This is a genomic window from Streptomyces sp. NPDC048142 (assembly GCF_043202835.1).
GTDB lineage: Bacteria > Actinomycetota > Actinomycetes > Streptomycetales > Streptomycetaceae > Streptomyces.
The window spans coordinates 137052-154871 of the sequence record NZ_JBIDBC010000013.1 but is presented as its reverse complement, the minus strand read 5'-3'; the positions used below and the strand labels follow the sequence as shown (position 1 = coordinate 154871).

The following is a 17820-nucleotide window of genomic DNA, read 5'->3' as shown; positions in this document are numbered from 1 at the left end:
CTCAGAACCTCTCCGGGCGGAGAAGGGCGAGGACGAGATATCCCACCAGGGCGGCGGCGACGATCAGCCCGACGATGTTTTCGGAAGTCACAGCTTCGCCACCCCCTTGGCTATGAGGGCCACGAGCGCGAATATCGCGACGGTGGTGACGACGAAGGCCAGATCGGCCATCGCATGCTCCTGGAAGAGTTCGGGAACGAACGGACTCCACGAGGAAACCCCACGCCCGGCGGAAAGCGGCTGTCCCTTGACAGCGCCCATACGCGGCAGGCGGCATCCTTGACGCCGCCCATACGACATGAGGCGCGGGAGCATGGAGAACGGGACGGGGGCGCACACTCCGCGTCCCGTACGAGGGCGGGGAGCGCACTCACTCACACTTCCCGTGCGAGGGCGGGAGCGCACGCTTCGCGTCCCGTACGAGGGCGGGGAGCGCGCGCTCACGCTTCCCGGCGCCGCCCGTCTCCCCCGTTCGTCACTTGGTGTCCAGGTCCCTCCGGCGAAAGCCCGTCAGCCCCAGCAGGATCAGTCCGGCGGCGACGACGGTCAGGGCGAGCAGCGGGGTCCAGCTCATCCCGGCGGCCGGGAGCTGGGGCACATGGCCGAAGGGCGACAGGTTCTTCATCCAGTCCGGGAGCTGGAGGATCGGCCCCAGGTACCCGACGAGGAACGCGTACACGGGCACGGTCCAGGCCGCCGCCCCCGCACGCGGGAACCAGCCGAAGAGCAGGACGGCCACGCCGACGGTCACCCACAGCGCCGGGGCGTACGCGGCGGCGGCTCCGACGAGTTCGGGAACCAGGCCCGCGTCCCCTGTCGACGCCGCGCCCGAGAGGCCGAAGCCCAGCCCGGCGAGGACCAGCAGCGCGGTGCCGCCGGCCAGTGCGACGGCGACATGGCTCCCGAGCCAGCGGTTCCGGGAGAGGCCGGTGGCCAGGAGCGGTTCGGCGCGGCCGGCGTTCTCCTCGGCCCGCGGTCGCAGCGCGGCCATCACCACGTACACGGCGGCGACGACCGCGACGACCACCATCACCATGGACGCGAACGACTCGGCCACGGTGCTGCCGCCGATCCTCTCCAGCGCCTCCTGGACCTGGTCGATGTCCTTCACCAGGTCGGCGGCCTCGCCGAGGATCGAGCCGTACATGACGCCCATCAGGCACAGCCCGGCGCCGAAGCCCAGCATGGTCGCCCGGTGCAGGCGCAGGGCGAAGCCGAGGGGCCGGGTGAGTGCGTCGGACGCCGTACGCCGGCCGAGCCGCGCGGAGCGCAGGCCCGCGCCGACGTCGCGCCGGGTGCTCAGCGCGAAGCCGTACGCCGCGGTCAGCGCGGCGAGGACCAGGCAGAGGGCCGGCGGCCACCACCGGTTGTCGACGAAGACGTAGGTGCGCTGGATCCAGCCGATCGGGCTCAGCCAGGACAGTGCGTCGTTGCCCACGTCGCCGGAGGCCCGCAGCACATAGGCGATGCCGATCGCCGCGAGCGCCATGCCCGAGGCGCCCCGGGTGTGCGCCGTGATCTGCGCGGTGACGGCGGCGACCCCGGCGAGGACGAGCCCGATGGCGGCGTGCGTGAGGCCGTACAACAGGGCCCCGTCCGGACCGATTCCGTCGATGCCCATCGCGGTGAGCCCCAGGGCCAGCAGCAGGGCGAGCGCGAGGTTGGCGACGGCGGCGACCGCCAGCGCGGAGGCGAGTTGCGCGTGGTGTCCGACGACGGTGGAGCGGACCAGTTCGGCGCGGCCGGTCTCCTCCTCGTCACGGGTGTGCCGGGTGACGATCAGGACGCTCATCAGGCCGACGAGGATCGCCGTGAAGCCGAGCAGTTGGTGACCCAGCATCGCCCCGACGGTGTAGTCGGACAGATAGTGACGAGGGCCGGTCATGGCGAGTGCGGCCGGGCTGTCCATGGAGCTGACGGCCGCCGCGCGTTCTTCGGGGGTGGAGTACAGCGTCTTGTACTGGGCCGCCGTGACCAGCGTGCCCAGGGTGAGGGCGAGCAGCCATACGGACACGCGGACGCGGTCCCGGCGCAGGCCGAACCTGAGGAGGGTCCCGGTGCCGGTGAAGGCGTCGGGAACGATCCCGGCGGGCGCGGACCTTCCGGAGGCGTCGAGCGGCGCGGGGGCGCTGGTCATCGGGCAGCGCCCCCGTTCGCGCCGGAGGAACCGGTGCCGCCCGCACCCGAGGAGCCGTTGTCGCCTTGTCCCGCACGGCCGTTGGACGCGAGTTCGTCGCCGTAATGACGCAGCATCAGCTCTTCGAGCGTCGGTGGATGGCTGGTCAGGCTCCGGATGCCGAACTCGCCGAGCCTGCGGATCGCGGCGTCGAGGTGTGCTCCGTCCACGGCGAAGTTCACCCTCCGGTCCGTCACCCGCAGTTCGTGAACTCCGGGCACGGCGTCGAGTCCGGTGGCCGGGCGCTCGGTCTCGGCCTCGACGTTCGTGCGCGTGAGGTGGCGCATCTCGCCGAGCGTTCCCGACTGCACGGTGCGGCCCTGGCGGACGATGCTGACGCGGTCGCAGAGCTTTTCCACCTGGGCCAGGATGTGGCTGGAGAGCAGCACGGTCCTCCCTGCGGCCTTCGCCTGAAGGATGACGTCCTGGAAGACCACTTCCATCAAGGGGTCGAGGCCCGCCGTGGGTTCGTCCAGGAGCAGCAGTTCGGCGTCGGAGGCGAGCGCGGCGACGATGGCGACCTTCTGCCGGTTGCCCTTGGAGTAGGCGCGGCCCTTCTTGACCGGATCGAGGTCGAACCGGTCGATGAGTTCGTCGCGCCGCCGCCGGTCGAGGCCGCCGCGCAGCTTCGCCAGCAGGTCGATGGCCTCTCCTCCGGTGAGGTTCGGCCACAGTTCCACGTCCCCGGGGACGTAGGCGAGCCGCCGGTGCAGCTCGACCGCGTCTCTCCACGGGTCCTTCCCGAGAAGTTGGACGGCGCCGGAGTCGGCGCGCAGCAGTCCGAGCAGGACCCGGATCGTCGTGGATTTACCCGCTCCGTTGGGTCCGAGGAAGCCATGGACCTCACCGGCTTCGACGGCGAGGTCGAGGCCGTCCAGGGCGTGCGTCCGACCGAACGACTTGTGCAGTCCGGCGACAGTGATTGCCTTCTTCATGTTCTGAACGTACGCTCTCTTCAGAAATATGTGAAGTTAAGAAAGCATATAAATCCTGGATAGACTGGCCGAGTGCGCGGGCTGCACACGGGGCGCGGGCGTCACACGGGCGTCAGGAACCACAGGGACCGGAGTCGGACATGGATGAGCGGCGGGAAGAGAGCCGCGCGGGCGGCAGTGACGACGACGCGGCCGCCTCCCGGTTCGTGGAGCGCTTCGCCGCCCAGCTGGTCCAGGCGGGTATGGCGCGCATGCCGGCCAGAGTCTTCGCCGCCCTGCTGTGCTCGGAGCGAGGCGCTCTCACCTCCGCCGAACTGAGCGAGCGGCTGAAGATCAGCCCGGCGGCCGTATCGGGAGCCGTCCGCTATCTCGCCCAGGTCAACATGGTCAGCCGCGAGCGGGAGCCGGGGTCCCGGCGTGAGCGCTACCGCGTACAGGGCGACCAGTGGTACAACGCGCTGCTGGAGCGGGACACCGTCCTGAAGAACTGGCAGGCCACCATGCGGGAGGGCGTGGACCACTTCGGCCTCGACACCCCGCAAGGACGCCGGATCAACAACACCCTGGAGTTCTTCCGGTTCCTGGAGAAGGAGCTCGGTTCACTGATGGAGCGCTGGGCCGCGCATCGGGCCGAACTCCTCGACGACTGAGAAAGCGCCCGCAGAAGCGGAAGTCACTGCCGTCCGCCGGGTGGGATCGGACGACGGCCCCCCGCCGGGCGCGGGACGGGCGGGGCCACGGTGACCGCCTCCACCCGGCCGACGGCGACGTTGACCGTGCCGTCGCAGCGCTCGACCCGGCCGGTGACGAGGACGGCGGGGGCGTCCAGGAGGGTGCGGTGGCAGCGGTCCCAGACGTGCGGGGCGAAGACGAGGTTGATCATGCCGGTCTCGTCCTCGATCGCGCCGAAGGCCACGCCGTGCGCGGTCGGGGGGCGTTGGAGGTACTTCGGCAGCCCGCCGATCCGGACCGGGGCCCTGTCGGGGAGGGTACGGGCGGTGGCCGTGGGGAGCGTGCCGAGGCGGTCCAGGTGGGGGCGGATGTGCTGGACGGGGTGGGCGGTGGCGCTGGCGCCGGTCGCGGTGATGTCGGCGGTGGTCTCCTCCGCGGTGGTCATGGAGGTGAGTTCGGGCGCGGTCGCGGGGGTGGCGAGTCCGGGGAGCGGGGGCTGGCGGGTGCGGCCGGGTGCGGTGCCGGCGCTCCACAGGGCGGTACGACGGTGCCCGCCCAGACCGTCGAACGCGCCCGCGGTGGCCAACTGCTCCAGGATCCGGGGCGGCAGGCGGGTGCGGGCGGCGAAGTCGTCCAGGTCCGCGAACGGCCGCTCCGTGCGGAGGCCGACGATCTCCTCGGCGGCCTGTTCACCGAGGCCGGTGACGCTGGTCAGGCCGCGGCGGATCGCCGGGCGCCCCGCGCCGGGCATCGGGCCGGGTGTCACCGCGGGTGTCACCCCGGGCATCGGACCGGGCATCGCGCCGGGTTCGAGGGTGGCGTGGACCTGGGAGGTCCGGACGGCGGGTCCGCGGACGGTGATGCCGTGGCGTTCCGCGTCGCCGATGAGGGTCTGGGTGTCGTAGAAGCCCATCGGCTGGTGCGCCATGATCGCCGCGATGAGCGCGGCGGGGTGGTGGTACTTGATCCAGGCGCTGGCGTAGATGAGCCCGGCCATCGACTGGGCGTGGGACTGCGGGAACCCGTAGTCGGAGAAGGCTTCGATCATCGAGGCGATCTTCTCGGCGGCGGCCGGGGGGATGCCGCGCCCCGCCATGCCGGTCAGCAGGCGGTCGCGCATCGCGGCGACCTTCTCCGGGGCGTGCTTGGCCGCCATCGCCTTCCTGAGCCGGTCGGCCTCACCAGGGCTGAACCCCGCGCAGTCGATCGCGAGTTGCATGGCCTGCTCCTGCCAGAGGGCGACGCCGAGGGTCGGCTCCAGCGCGGCCTTCGCGAGCGGGTGGGGGTACGTCACCGCCTCCTCGCCGCGCCGTCGGCGGAGCAGGGGGTGTTTGCTGCCGGCCTGGATGGGGCCGGGGCGGATGATGGACGCGGCGACGGCCAGGTCCTCGAACCTCGTCGGCCGCAGTTGGGGAAGGGTGGAGATCTGGGCACGGGACTCGACCTGGAAGACGCCGATGGTGTCCCCGTTCGCGATCATCCCGTAGACGTCCGGGTCGTCCTGGGGGATCGACGTGAGGTCGTAGCGGACGCCGTGGTACGCGTGGATGAGGTCGCAGGCGGTGTGGAGGGCGGACAGCATGCCGAGACCCAGCAGGTCGATCTTGACGAGTCCGGCGGCGGCGACGTCGTCCTTGTCGCCCTGGAGGACGCTGCGGCCCTCGGCGGTAGCCCACTCCACGGGCATGATCTCGCCGATGGGCTGCCGGGTGAGGACCATGCCGCCCGAGTGCACCCCGAGGTGCCTCGGGAGGGTGTGGAGCTGGGCGGCGAGGTCGCGGACGTCGTCGGGGAGGCCGGTGTCCGGGCCGGGTGGGGTGTGGTGGATGTGCCGGGTCATCTCCCGGGTCTGCGCTTCCGGGTAACCGAGGACGCGGGCGGCGTCGCGGACCGCGAGCCGCGGTCGGTAGGTGATCATGTTGGCGACCTGGGCGGCGTGCCGGCGGCCGTAGCGGGTGTAGACGTACTGGATGACTTCCTCGCGGCGCCCGGACTCCATGTCGAGGTCGATGTCCGGCGGGCCCGCCTTCTCCAGGGACAGGAACCGCTCGAAGAGCAGGCCGTGCCGGAGCGGGTCGACGGCGGTGATGCCGAGGACGTAGCAGATCACGCTGCTGGCGGCCGAGCCCCGGCCCTGGCACCAGATCCCCCGTTCGGCGGCGTGCCGGACGATGTCGTGGACGATCAGGAAGTAGCCCGCGAGCCCGAGTCCGGCGACGAGGTCCAGTTCGTGGTCGAGCTGCCGCCATGCCGCCCCGGCCCCCGGGTCGGCGCGGGGGCCGTAGCGGTCGGCGCAGGCGGCCTCGGCGCGGTCCCGCAGCCACGAGTCCTGCGTATGCCCTGCGGGCACGGCGAACTCCGGGAGTTCGGGGCGCAGTTCGCCGAGGTCGATCTCGCAGGCGCGGCCCAGGGCGACGGTGGCGTCCGCGACGCCGGGGTACCGCGACAGGAATGCCGCCCGCTCGGCCCGGGGGCGCAGATGAGCGGTCGGGGCAGCCATCAGATGTCCGGCGGCCCGGTCCAGGGTCTCGCGGCGGCGCAGCGCGGTGAGCGCCTGTGCCACGCGGGCCTGGCGGGGGGCCGCGTAGTGCACGGCGCCGGTGGCCACCACGGGAACCCCGACCCGGCGGGCGGCCACCCACATCGCGTCGGCGGCGACCGAGTCCTCCGGGAGCCGGTGGTCGACCAGTTCGGCGTGCGTGCCGCTCGTACCGAAGACGTCGGTCAGCCGGGCGAGCCGGAGGGCGACGGCGGCGACGTCGCACCGGTCCGTGCCCGGCGGCGGGCAGCCGGGCAGGACGGCCCAGTGCCCCGCGGCCGCCGCGCGGGCCACCGCGTCCAGGTCGTAGACCGGGGAGTTCTTCGACCCGGCGAGCTGCGCGGCGGAGATCACCGCCGACAGCAGCCGGAACCCCTCCACGGTGCGGGCGAGCACCACCGGCGTTCCCAGTACGGGGTCGCCGAGGGTGAGTTCGGCGCCGTGGACGGCGCCGATCCCGTGCTCGCGGGCGGCGGCGTGCAGGCGGCGCGCGGCGTGGAGGCCGTCCACGTCCGTCACCGCCAGCACGCCGATGCCGAGCCGGGCGGCCTCGGCGACCAGGTCCTCCGGACCGCTCGCCCCCCGGAGGAAGGAGAACGCGCTGTGCGCGTGCAGCTCGGCCCAGCCGTCCCCCTCCGCCGGGCGGTCGGCGGTGGGGAGGCGCAGGAGGTCACCCATAGTGGGCCTCCACCCACCACCGGCCCCGGTCGACGAGCAGCAGCCATGCGTGCCCGTCATCGGTGGTGACCTGCATCCGGGCGATCCGCCGGCCACCGTCCCGTGCCCACCACTGCTCCAGTACCGGCCACGGCCCGGCCCACCCGTTCACCCCGGCCGGGCGCCGCCCGTCGACCGAGAGGAACGCGGGCTCGGCCGACAGCTCCAGCCGGCCGGCCACGCCGATCAGCGCGCCGCCGGTCCCGGTCAGCCGGGCCGGACGCCGTACCGGATAGACCGCGGCCGGGTGCGGAGCGGGCAGCCGTCCCGGCCACGGACCGCCCGCGGCATCCGCACCGTCGTCGGGGACGTCGCCGACCGGAACGAGCCGGATCCGGTCGCCCGGCCCCCGGCCGCCGGTCTCGATGATCCGGGTGACCGCCCGGTGCCCGAGCACCGCCTGCACCCGGGCGGCGGCCCGCTCCACCTCCACCGGAGTGTCCCGCTCCCCGTCGAACGCGCCCTGCGAGCCGGTGTCCGGAGAGATCCCGTCGGGGCGCAGGGCCAGGCGGCGGATCCCCGGCTCCCCGCCGCCGGCGTCCAGCAGGCCCGTCTCGGACCAGGCGGCCAGCACCCCGCGTACGCGCTCGGCCACCGCCCGGGAGGACAGCCGCCCCTCGTGCCGGAAGATCCGGGTCAGCATCCGCCCGCCGGCCGTCTCGACCACGGCCTCCAGCCGCGCGCACACCACCCCTGCCGCCGCCAGGCGTTCGTGCAGCTCGTCCGCGAGCGCGACCGCCACGAACACGATCGCGTCCGCCCGCTCCTCGGCGGCCTCGAACAGCCGCTGCACCGTGTGGTCCTGGGCAGCGGTCCGTACGGACACCGGCCGGGCCGGGCCCCCGCGGGCGACGCGGTGGGCGCCGGTCCCCTCCGTGCCGAGCCGCTCCGCGACCCGGCCCGCCGGCAGCCGCGCGAAGTCCCCGACGGTACGGATGCCGAGCTGCTTCAGCAGTTCGGCCAGGCCGGGCACGCCCAGCACGCCCACCGGGTACGGGGACAGGAACGCGGCGTTCCCGTCCGCCGGGACGACCACTCCGTCGCCACGACGGGCCGCGAGCGCCGCCACGAAGGTGCTGTCGGCGATCCCGACGCGGGCGGGCAGCCCCAGTCCGGCGACGGTGCCGGCCAACCGTACGGACAGCTGCGGCTCGCCGCCCCAGTACCGCGCGGCCCCACGTGCCGGGGCCGCGAGCAGCCCGGGGCGGATCACCTCCAGCCGCGGTACCACCTCGGCTTCCACCCGGTGCACCACCTGCTCGAACATCCGCACCTCGGCGGCGAGGTCCCGCTCGACGACCCGCAGCCCGGGGCACCGGGCCTGCGCGGACCGCAGCCGCATGCGCCGCCTGACCCCGGCCGCCCGCGCGGAAGCGGAGCACGCCACCACCGCGCCCCGGTGCACCACCGCCACCGGCACACCGTCCTGCGCACCGCACGCCAGCACCGGGAAATCGGGCACCCAGACCACAACCACCCGCACGGAATCGGATGCCCCGGTCATCCGACGACGCGGAGGTCCGCCCGCGCCCCGCTCCGCACGGCCTCCGCCGCCCCCCGTTCCACCCTGCCCACCAGACCGTCCGGACCGGGCAGCCACAGCTCCGCGCTCCGCGGCGCGGCGGCCGCGCCGCGCCCGCCCGCCGTCACCGTCACCCGGCGGCCGCGCAACAGCCCGTGCCCCCGGCCCACCCCGGCCCAGCCCACCGGCACCACCCGGAGCTGTACGTCGGCCCCCGGCCACCGGCCCGCCGCCAGCAGCACCGCTCCGCTGCGCCGCATCACCGCCCGCAGCCGCCGCACCGCCCGCTCCGGCACCCGTACCGAGGCGCCGACGAGCACCACCGGCACCGACTCCAGCAGCACGGCGAGCACCTGGGCGGCGCGCGACCCGGGATCGCTCACCACCAAGCCGGTGGCCAGATCCAGACCCGCCTGCGCCGCAGCCAGCCCGCCCAGCTCGGGCACCCCCACCGCCGCCCATGCCACCGACTCCGCTGCCGCCAGAGCGGCCAGCGCCAGCAGCAGCGGCAGATCCCCGCCCGCACCTACCGCCGTACCAGGGCGAATACCTCCTCCCGGCAGCAGGCCGGAAAGCGGCGACGGCACCGCACCGGCTCCCGCGCCACGCTCCTCGACTACCTGCTGACCTGTCCACACCCTTCGATATTCGCTCGAACGTTCGAATAATTCAAGCCAGGCATATACGTGGTGGCGCCACCATCGTCCTGTCGCATTCGGGCGTCGGCCGTCACTGTCCCCTCCGGGTCGGCTCGACGCGCCCTAACGCGACTGCGCCCAGTCGTAGAGGCGGTGAGCGCTGTCACCGAAGCGGGTGGCGTAGAGCGTGGGGCTCTGCCCGCCCGCGAGTTCCTCGTCGGTGGTGGTGACGCCCACGACGGTGCCGGTGCCGGTGCGGGTATCGAAGCGGGCCAGGTGGGGACCACCGCTCGACCCGGATGACATGTCGCAGGTCTCACCCCACAGCAAGGGGGCCTTGGGGCCGGGGTGGCTCGTGCCCGCGCAGTGGATCATGCGGGATCCGACGTACTTGTCCCCGGGATCGTTGAGTCCGTGCTTCGGGTACCCGAAGGCATGGACGAACGCGTCCTCGACGGGTTTGCCGAACCCGATGCGCTGGCTTCCGGTGACGTCCGCGATCGGGTGCCCCCCGGCAGCGGGATGCATCACGAGGAGTCCCGTGTCGTAGCCGGCGGCAGCCAGATCCGACGATTTCATGGTGTCCGGGTCGGCGTCCCAGCGGGAAGAGGTGGCCATGGCCCTGACACTGAATCCGCCGAGCGGTTTCGTTCCGTTGCGATAGCCGGGCACGAAGTAGATGTTGCGGTTCCAGGTGTCGTCGGCGGAAGGCGACCCGACGCCTCTCAGGCAGTGTGCTGCCGTGATGACGGTACTGCGGTTGGCGCTGGTGACGACCGTCGCGGTGCAACTGCCGTCGTAGCCGTCGGAGAAGGTGAAGAACAGCCGGCCTACGTTCTTCTTCACCGCCCCGCCATGTGTCCACACGGCCCCGGAGTCCGGTGTGTTCACGGGAAGCGGCCGCGGGTCGTCCGGCGTGTTGTCGTCCTCGGGCACGGGGGTGATCTCGGGGATCAGAGCGCCTGCCAGCTTCATCCGCTCGGGGGTCCAGTAGGCGTTGATCCGGTCGCGCTCCTGTGCGGTCGTGGCGCCGGCGTGGGTGGTTGTGGTGTCCGGTCCCGCCGCGCTGCCGCTGGTGGACGACGGGTCGTGGGGCGCGGCGTCGGCGGCCGCGGGGGGCGTGACCAGCGCGAGGACGGCCGCCGATGCCGCGACGGTGACGCCGATCGCGTGCCGGAGGGTCCTGCGGGTGGTGTTCTGGTGACCGCATGAGCGGTAGGGAGGAGTTCGCATGCGCGGGACAGTAGCCATGCGATGTCAGAAAACGGTCAGAAGAGCATGAAGACGGTGTCCGCACGGCCGCGCCCGCCCACGGCCCGATGCCTCATCGCGCCGGAACGGCCGGAACAGCCGGAACGGCCGGAACAGCCAGAACGGCCGGAACAGCCAGAACGGCCGGAACAGCCGGAACGGCTGCGAGGCAACCCCACGGCCTGCGGATCGAAGTCCATCAGGATCGCGTGATCACGTTCCAGCCACGACTCGGACCACCATCCCCGTCCCGGACGGCGGCGGCCAGATCCCGTGAGCCGAGTACCGACCGCCCGGTCCGGGGTCCGGGGTCCGGGGTGCACTGCCCGGCCCGGGGCGCCGGGCGTCCACCGGCTGCCCGACCCCGACCCCGACCCCGGGCTGCCCGACCCCGGGCGCCGGGCGCCACCGCGGATCAGCCCCGGAGCGGCAGCAGCCGGGGTACGGCCCGTACGTAGACCACCATGCCGATCACCTCGACCAGGGTCTGGGTCACCACGACCACCGCGGCGACGGCCAGCGCGTCCGGCAGCGCCAGGGCGAGGGGCAGGACGACCAGGGAGTTGCGGGTCGCGCCGGTGAACACGATCGCCCTCCCGTCGCGGGCGGCCAGGCGGAACAGGCGGGCGACGCCGAGCCCGGCGAACGCCATCACGACGAGGAACGCGACGTAGAACGGCACGACACGGCCCACGTCCCCCAAATCGCCGGCGTCGCCGAGCTTCGGCACCTGGGAGGCGACCACGGTGAACAGAACGGCGGCCATCAGCGGCACCATGGCCGTGCCCATCGCGTCGGCGGCCCGCTGTCCGGCAGGGCGGCGTGCCGCCCATGCCTGGGTGAGCCAGGCCAGCGTGAGCGGGATGACGATCAGCACGCCGAACGCCTCGACGAACGGTCCTGCCTCCACCACGTCGGCCAGGTCCGGGCCCATGAACAGGAACAGGTAGACCGGCAGCAGCACCATCTGGGCGAGGAGCAGCAGCGGGGTGGCGGCGAGCAGGCGTTCGCTGCTGCCACCGGCGAGCCCGCTGAAGACGATCACGTAGTCGATGCACGGGGCCAGGAGGACCAGCAGTACGCCGAGGCGGACCGCTCGGTCGTCCGGGAGGAGGCCGAACATCGCGGCGACCACCAGCGGCACCACGACGAAGTTCACCACCAGCGTCGCGGCCAGGAACCGGCCCGCCCGCACCGAGCGGACCAGATCAGCGGCGGGTACGTGCAGGAACGTCACGTACAGCAGCGCGGCCAGCACCGGGTTGATCGCGTACTCCAGGCCCGGCCCCGCACCGGGTGCGGTCCGGCCGGCCAGGGCCCCGGCGGCCAGGGCCCCCACATAGACGGCGACCTGGTGGCGTTCCATGCCCGCGACCGGGCCGGACGGTGACGACAACGTACATACTCCTTGCGTTCGGTCACCGATGGTACGACCGGCTGTCCGGTGTCATCGGACTTCGACCGCGTGCAGCCGCCGGGCGGTCTGTCCGGTCCGACCGGACGGACCGGACAGACCGGCGAGGAAACGGGTCTCCTCGGCAATCGCGCCGCACCCGCCTGCGCCGTCATACGATCGGGCCAGTCACCCCACGCTCCGACGTGCCCCAGGGAAGACGCAGCTCGCGAAGCCCTCTGCCAGGCCCACCAGGAGGACAGACATGAAAATGCTGATCAACGTTCCCGAGACCGTGGTCGCCGATGCCCTGCGGGGCATCGCGGCCGCGCACCCCGAGCTGACCGTCGATGTGGAGAGCCGGGTCGTCGCCCGGCGGGACGCGCCCGTGGCGGGAAAGGTGGGTCTGGTCTCCGGGGGCGGTTCCGGGCATGAGCCACTGCACGCCGGGTTCGTCGGGCCCGGGATGCTGTCGGCGGCCTGTCCCGGGGAGGTGTTCACCTCCCCCGTGCCGGACCAGATGGTACGGGCGGCGGCGGCCGTCGACAGTGGGGCGGGGGTGCTGTTCGTCGTCAAGAACTACACCGGTGACGTGCTCAACTTCGAGATGGCCGCCGAACTCGCCGAGGACGAGGGGATCCAGGTCGCCCGGGTGGTGGTGGACGACGACGTGGCCGTGAGCGACAGTACGTTCACCGCCGGGCGGCGCGGTACGGGAGCGACGCTGTTCGTCGAGAAGATCGCCGGAGCTCTGGCGGACGAGGGCGCTCCGTTGGAGCGGGTGGCCGCGGTCGCGCGGCAGGTGAACGGGGCCTCGCGCAGTTTCGGGGTGGCGCTCGGCGCCGTCACCACTCCGGCCAAGGGCAGCCCCACCTTCGATCTGCCTTCCGGAGAGCTGGAGTTGGGCATCGGGATCCATGGCGAGCCGGGGCGTGAGCGGCGGCCGATGATGACGTCCGGGGAGATCGCCGACTTCGCCGTGAACGCGGTGCTGGAGGACCTGCGCCCCACCGGCCCGGTGCTGGCGCTGGTGAACGGCATGGGGGCGACACCGCTGCTGGAGCTGTACGGGTTCAACGCCGAGGTCCACCGGGTCCTGTCCGAGCGGGGCGTCCCGGTGGCTCGTACGCTCGTGGGGAACTACGTGACGTCGCTCGACATGGCAGGCTGCTCGGTGACGCTCTGCCAGGTCGACGAGGAGCTGCTGCGGCTGTGGGACGCCCCCGTGCGGACGGCCGCGCTCCGCTGGGGCTGCTGAGTCGCCCGGCAGGATCCCGTGACCGGGTACGCGACCCCGGTGCGGGCCGGCCGTACGGCCCGTGCCGCCGGGACGATCCGTTCCGGCGGCACCGAGGAACAGGAGATCATGTGCTCGACACCGACTTCTTCCGCCGCTGGATGACCGCTGTCGCGGCGTCCGTGGAACGCGAGGCGGACCATCTGACCGAGCTGGACTCGGCGATCGGGGACGCCGATCACGGCAGCAACCTCCAGCGCGGCTTCACAGCGGTGACGGCGGTGCTGGAGAAGGACGCGCCCGCCACTCCCGGCGCGGTGCTCACCCTGACCGGACGGCAGCTCATCTCCACGGTCGGCGGGGCGTCCGGCCCGCTGTACGGGACGTTGCTGCGTCGTACGGGCAAGGCTCTGGGGGACGACGACGAGGTGACGCGGGAGCAGTTCGCCCAGGCGTTCGCGGCGGGGGTCGCCGCGGTGGGACAGCTGGGAGGCGCCCAGGCCGGGGACAAGACGATGCTCGACGCGCTGCTGCCTGCGGCGGAGGCCCTCGCCACCTCGTTCGACGGCGCCGCGAACGCGGCCCGTGCGGGCGCTGTGGCGACGGTGCCGTTGCAGGCGCGCAAGGGCAGGGCCAGCTATCTCGGCGAGCGCAGCATCGGGCATCAGGACCCGGGCGCGACCTCGGCGGCACTGCTGGTCGAGGCCCTGGCGGCGACCGCGGCGGACGGAGCGGGCGCGTGAGCGGCGAGCGGCAGGTGGGCATCGTGCTGGTCTCCCACAGCGGTCCGGTCGCCGAGTCGGTCGCCGAGCTGGCCCGGGGCCTCGCCGCCGGAGGGGTGACCGCGCCGGTCGCCCCGGCCGGCGGGCTGCCGAACGGCGGGCTCGGGACGAGCGCGGAGCTGATCGGCCGGGCCGCCGCCTCGGTGGACCGGGGCGCGGGCGTAGCGGTCCTGGTGGATCTGGGGAGCGCGGTCCTCACCGTGAAGGCCATGCTCGCCGAGGGCGACGAACTGCCCGAGAACACCCGGCTCGTGGACGCGCCGTTCGTGGAGGGCGCGGTGGCCGCCGTGGTGACCGCCTCGGCGGGCGGCGACCTCGCGGCGGTGGAGGCGGCGGCCTCGGAGGCGTACGGCTACCGGAAGACGTAGCGCCCCGGTGCCGCCCCGCGTAGCGCCCCGCGTGCCGCCCCGCGTGGCGCTCCGTGCTTCTCCGCAGCAGACTTGACGCCATGTCGACCGGCGGGCGCAGTGCGGGGCTTCTTCTCTTCCGGGTCACGGACGTCGGGGGCGAACGGGATGTCGAGGTGCTGATCGGGCACATGGGCGGGCCGTTCTGGGCGAGGCGGGAAGCGGCCGCCTGGTCGGTGCCCAAGGGGGAGTACGGGCCTCAGGAAGGCGCGGAGGCGGCTGCCCGCCGGGAGTTCACGGAGGAGCTGGGGGTGCCGGTCCCACCGGGTGACTGGATCGCCCTGGGCGAGTCACGGCAGCGTGGCGGCAAGACGGTGACCGTATGGGCCCTGGAGGCGGAGCTGGACGTGGTGTCCGTCGTGCCGGGGACGTTCACGATGGAGTGGCCGCGCGGGTCCGGCGTGCGGCAGGAGTTCCCGGAGATGGACCGGTTCGCCTGGTGCACGCCGGAGCAGGCCGCCGAACGGCTGGTCGCCGGTCAGCGGGTGTTCGTCGAACGGCTGCGCGCCCGGGTACGCGGGACGGCGGCCTCCCCCGACGCGTAGGCCGGTGCCGCATCCGCCGGGCGGCCGTCATGGCGCGCGCAGCGGCTGGATCGCGACTGCGCGACTGCGGGCCGCGTCCTCGCGGGCGGGGGCGCAGACCGCGAGGGCGCGGCACGCACGCAGACCACAGGAGTGCGGCGCGCGCTCAGACCACAGGAGTGCGGCGCGCGCTCAGACCGTGAGGACGCGGCGCAGGGCGAGCGCGGCGACGTCGTCGCGCCGGACGCCGCCGGAGAAGTCCTCCAGATCGACGTGGAGCGCGTCGAGCAGTTCACGGGGCCCGTGCCCGGCCCAGGCCCCGACCCGCTCGTCCAGCGGGTAGAAGGCGCCGGTGGCGTCGCGGGCCTCGGTCACCCCGTCGGTGACGACGAGGAGCGTCGCGCCCTGCGGGAAGTCGAAGGACTCGGTCGTACGGGCCTCCCGGCTGAGTCCGGCGAGGCCGAGGGGGACGTACGTCCGGTGGAGCGTGACGGCCGAGGTCCGGCCCTCGTGCAGCAGGCGCGGCGGCAGGTGGCCGCAGTTCACGGCCTCCACCCGGCCGCCCTCGTCGAATCCGAGCACGAGCGCGGTCACGAAGCGTTCGGCCTCACCGGTCTGGGCGGAGAACACGTTGTGCCGGACGACGGCGTCCTCCAGCGCCTCCACCACGCCGGTGAGCGTGGTTTCGCGGATGGCCGCCTCGCGGAACGCGGCGATGGCCGCGAAGCCGGCGCCGATGGCCGCGAGCCCCTTGCCCTGGACGTCCCCGATGATCACCCGGGTCCCGTAGGGCGACTCGACGACCTCGTAGATGTCTCCGCCGACGAAGCGGTCCTCCTCGATCGGCTCGTAGAGCCCGTACGCGAAGACGTGGTCGGTCACGACGGGCAGCGGCCGCAGGATCTGGCGCTGCAGGATGACGGCGGCGGACCGCAGCCGCGCCATCTCGGTGGCGTGCCGGATGCGCGCCGCGCAGGCGGCGACCCCGAGGGCGCAGGCCAGTACGGCGAAGCCGATGCCGAAGACGAAGTCCCAGAAGGTGCCGTCCGCGCCGGCCCGGAAGCCGACGACGACCGTGGTGATCCCCACCGCGACCCAGATCGTCTGGCGGAGGCTGCAGTACACGGAGGCGAGCGCCGGGACGACCACGAGCAGCGGCACGACCCGCAGGTCGTTGCCCGTCGTGGCGTCGAGGAACACGACCAGCGCCGTCAGCAGCGCAAGACCGCAGGCCAGCACTCCGTTGCCGATCCGGCTCCGGGACACCGCCGCGATGCCCGCGTCCGGGCCGGGCGCGGCACCGCTCCGGTGCCGCGCCCCGCTCTGCTTCTGTGCCATGTCCAGCAACCTCATGGGCACGGCCTGTCCTCCCGCTGGTCTCTCGGCGCCGCCCGCGGTTTTCGGCCGGTCCCTTCCAGTTGACCGGGGCGCGGGCGTCCGCGCAGGAGGGCTTAGGGCCCCGAGCGGGTGCCGAAGGTCCCGCTCGGGACTTCCGGCCCGGGACCTCCGCCCCCTTGCCGGGGTGCCTCAGGTCCCGTCCTGCGAGTACAGGCGCCGGCCCGGCGGCGGACACCCGGGGCCGGGCCACCGGGACCGGGCCGCCGGGACCATGCCGGCCCGGTACCCGCTTCCGGCAGCCCGGTCAGCGCAGCGAGGGCCTGACGCTCCCGTCGGCCGGCGGGAGCGTGGCGGGGACGAGGGCGGAGAGGAATTCCGTACGCCGGCGGAGCCGGAAGCCGAGGGACTCGTAGAGCCGTACGGCTGCGGTAGGGGAGGCGGAAGCATGCAGGAACGGCGTCTCGCCGCGCTCTCGGATGCCGTGCGCGACCGCCAGGACCAGTCGGCTCGCCAGCCCCTGCCCCCGTACCGGCTCATCCGTGCAGACACCGCTGATCTCGGTCCACCCGGGCGGGTGCAGCCGCTCCCCCGCCATCGCCACCAGGGTGCCGCCCCGGCGGATGCCGAGATACGTGCCCAGCTCGACCGTGCGCGGCAGGAAGGGGCCGGGGCGGGTACGCGCCACCAGGTCCAGCATCTCCGGCACGTCCCGCGGGCCCAGTGGGACCGCCTCCGGGTCGGGTGCGGCGTCCACCGCCGCGTCGACCAGCTGGACGCCGTCGGCCCGGAAGACGATCTCCCATTCCGCCGGCGGCGGTGCCTGGAACGCGGCCAGGGCGACGGAGCCGCCCGGCCCGGCGAGCGCCGCGACATCCGCCCAGTCCTGGGCGTCCGGAGCGTCGGGGAGCGCGATCCAGGGGGTGACGTCGACGGGATAGCGCAGGATCCGCCCACGGCTCTCGGCGAAGTGGGCGTGCGGACCGGTGAGCGAGGACCGGGCGGGGTTGTCCAGCGGGTGGAGCCGGGATGGGGCGTCGGCCCGGGGCCGGGTGCCGTTCTGGGGCATGGTCTTCCTCGTTCCGTCCTTCGCGTCGCGCGGTTCCTCGACGGCGGGTGCTCGGCGCCGGGAGCGAGGCGCCCGCCAGGAACGGAAAGCCGGTGGACCCGGCAGGTATTCCGCGAGGAGAGCCCGTTTCATGACACCGCACCCAGTACCGCACTCAGTGCCGCACTCCATGGGGCGCGAACCGATGCACGGGCGTGCGCCCGCGTGGGCGAGCGGCGAAATCGACTCATCCGTAGGCCAATACGCGCCGGTCCGGTCCCAACGGCCGTCTGCCTGTGGCACCCTGGTGGCGACCGCCCCACCGGGCTCCCCCGTACCGGTGGGGCGGTTCTTTGCGTCCCCATGGCCGGCGTCTTCGCCCGCAGCCCTCAGATGACGGTAACTCAGAGCCGAACCAGGGACCGGGGAGCGCGAAGCGGGAGCGGGCAGTGACATGACCGTGCACCATGCGGCGGAGCCACCCGTCGGGGCAGCGGACAGCAGACAGCGGGCAGGGAGGGTGTTGTGGGGGGGGGGGGGGGGGGGGGGTGGGGGACCACCACCCCCCCCCCCCCCCGCGGGCACGCCCCCCGGGTGGTTGGTTTTTTAAAAAAGTAAGGAGTGGGTGGGGTGGAGAAGGAGCC

General features: G+C 73.4%; 16 protein-coding genes. 5 read left to right on the top strand and 11 right to left on the bottom strand.

Annotation, left to right across the window (positions count from 1 at the left end):
* Position 1: 1 nt before the first annotated feature.
* The 4 genes from kdpF to ACGF2Y_RS18955 all read right to left on the bottom strand — a co-directional run bounded on the left by kdpF (position 2) and on the right by ACGF2Y_RS18955 (position 3111).
* Positions 2–91: a K(+)-transporting ATPase subunit F gene (gene kdpF, locus ACGF2Y_RS18970; protein WP_392948550.1), complete on the bottom strand. Its 90-nt coding sequence runs from the start codon at positions 89–91 to the stop codon at positions 2–4.
* Positions 88–261, bottom strand: coding sequence for a hypothetical protein (locus tag ACGF2Y_RS18965; RefSeq protein ID WP_392948548.1), 174 nt, complete (start codon positions 259–261; stop codon positions 88–90). The genes kdpF and ACGF2Y_RS18965 overlap by 4 nt, the downstream gene beginning before the upstream one ends.
* Positions 262–475: 214 nt before the next feature.
* Complete coding sequence (locus ACGF2Y_RS18960; protein ID WP_392948545.1) at positions 476–2137, bottom strand: ABC transporter permease; 1662 nt, start codon at positions 2135–2137, stop codon at positions 476–478.
* Positions 2134–3111: an ATP-binding cassette domain-containing protein gene (locus tag ACGF2Y_RS18955; protein ID WP_392948543.1), complete on the bottom strand. Its 978-nt coding sequence runs from the start codon at positions 3109–3111 to the stop codon at positions 2134–2136. The genes ACGF2Y_RS18960 and ACGF2Y_RS18955 overlap by 4 nt, the downstream gene beginning before the upstream one ends.
* A 140-nt stretch (positions 3112–3251) precedes the next feature.
* On the opposite strand from ACGF2Y_RS18955, the gene ACGF2Y_RS18950 reads away from it, so the two are divergent.
* Positions 3252–3761, top strand: coding sequence for a GbsR/MarR family transcriptional regulator (locus ACGF2Y_RS18950; RefSeq protein ID WP_392948540.1), 510 nt, complete (start codon positions 3252–3254; stop codon positions 3759–3761).
* A gap of 23 nt (positions 3762–3784) precedes the next feature.
* Here ACGF2Y_RS18950 and ACGF2Y_RS18945 read toward each other — a convergent pair whose 3' ends face one another.
* The 5 genes from ACGF2Y_RS18945 to ACGF2Y_RS18925 all read right to left on the bottom strand — a co-directional run bounded on the left by ACGF2Y_RS18945 (position 3785) and on the right by ACGF2Y_RS18925 (position 11816).
* Positions 3785–7000, bottom strand: coding sequence for an error-prone DNA polymerase (locus ACGF2Y_RS18945; RefSeq protein WP_392948537.1), 3216 nt, complete (start codon positions 6998–7000; stop codon positions 3785–3787).
* Complete coding sequence (locus ACGF2Y_RS18940; protein ID WP_392948534.1) at positions 6993–8501, bottom strand: DNA polymerase Y family protein; 1509 nt, start codon at positions 8499–8501, stop codon at positions 6993–6995. The genes ACGF2Y_RS18945 and ACGF2Y_RS18940 overlap by 8 nt, the downstream gene beginning before the upstream one ends.
* Positions 8502–8539: 38 nt before the next feature.
* On the bottom strand, positions 8540–9148 hold the full coding sequence (locus ACGF2Y_RS18935; RefSeq protein WP_392948531.1) for a hypothetical protein: 609 nt from the start codon (positions 9146–9148) through the stop codon (positions 8540–8542).
* A 174-nt stretch (positions 9149–9322) separates the two neighbouring features.
* A complete protein-coding gene (locus ACGF2Y_RS18930) occupies positions 9323–10432 on the bottom strand; it encodes a trypsin-like serine peptidase (protein WP_392948528.1) in 1110 nt (369 codons plus the stop codon).
* Positions 10433–10865: 433 nt separating this feature from the next.
* Positions 10866–11816 (bottom strand): bile acid:sodium symporter, encoded by a 951-nt coding sequence (locus ACGF2Y_RS18925; RefSeq protein ID WP_392948656.1) that lies wholly within the window; start codon positions 11814–11816, stop codon positions 10866–10868.
* 292 nt (positions 11817–12108) lie between these two features.
* Between ACGF2Y_RS18925 and dhaK the strand changes: the two genes are divergently transcribed.
* From dhaK to ACGF2Y_RS18905, 4 genes are all read left to right on the top strand, one after another.
* A complete protein-coding gene (gene dhaK, locus ACGF2Y_RS18920; RefSeq protein WP_392948526.1) occupies positions 12109–13101 on the top strand; it encodes a dihydroxyacetone kinase subunit DhaK in 993 nt (330 codons plus the stop codon).
* A 110-nt stretch (positions 13102–13211) separates the two neighbouring features.
* Entirely contained in the window at positions 13212–13823 is a 612-nt protein-coding gene (gene dhaL / locus ACGF2Y_RS18915) for a dihydroxyacetone kinase subunit DhaL (protein WP_392948524.1), read from the top strand.
* Positions 13820–14230, top strand: coding sequence for a PTS-dependent dihydroxyacetone kinase phosphotransferase subunit DhaM (locus ACGF2Y_RS18910; RefSeq protein ID WP_392948521.1), 411 nt, complete (start codon positions 13820–13822; stop codon positions 14228–14230). The genes dhaL and ACGF2Y_RS18910 overlap by 4 nt, the downstream gene beginning before the upstream one ends.
* An 80-nt stretch (positions 14231–14310) precedes the next feature.
* On the top strand, positions 14311–14814 hold the full coding sequence (locus ACGF2Y_RS18905) for an NUDIX domain-containing protein (RefSeq protein WP_392948518.1): 504 nt from the start codon (positions 14311–14313) through the stop codon (positions 14812–14814).
* A 171-nt stretch (positions 14815–14985) separates the two neighbouring features.
* Here the strand turns inward: ACGF2Y_RS18905 and ACGF2Y_RS18900 are convergent, their stop codons facing one another.
* Positions 14986–16131: a PP2C family protein-serine/threonine phosphatase gene (locus ACGF2Y_RS18900; RefSeq protein ID WP_392948516.1), complete on the bottom strand. Its 1146-nt coding sequence runs from the start codon at positions 16129–16131 to the stop codon at positions 14986–14988.
* Between the two features lie 304 nt (positions 16132–16435).
* A complete protein-coding gene (locus tag ACGF2Y_RS18895) occupies positions 16436–17197 on the bottom strand; it encodes a GNAT family N-acetyltransferase (RefSeq protein WP_392948513.1) in 762 nt (253 codons plus the stop codon).
* Positions 17198–17820: the final 623 nt, after the last annotated feature.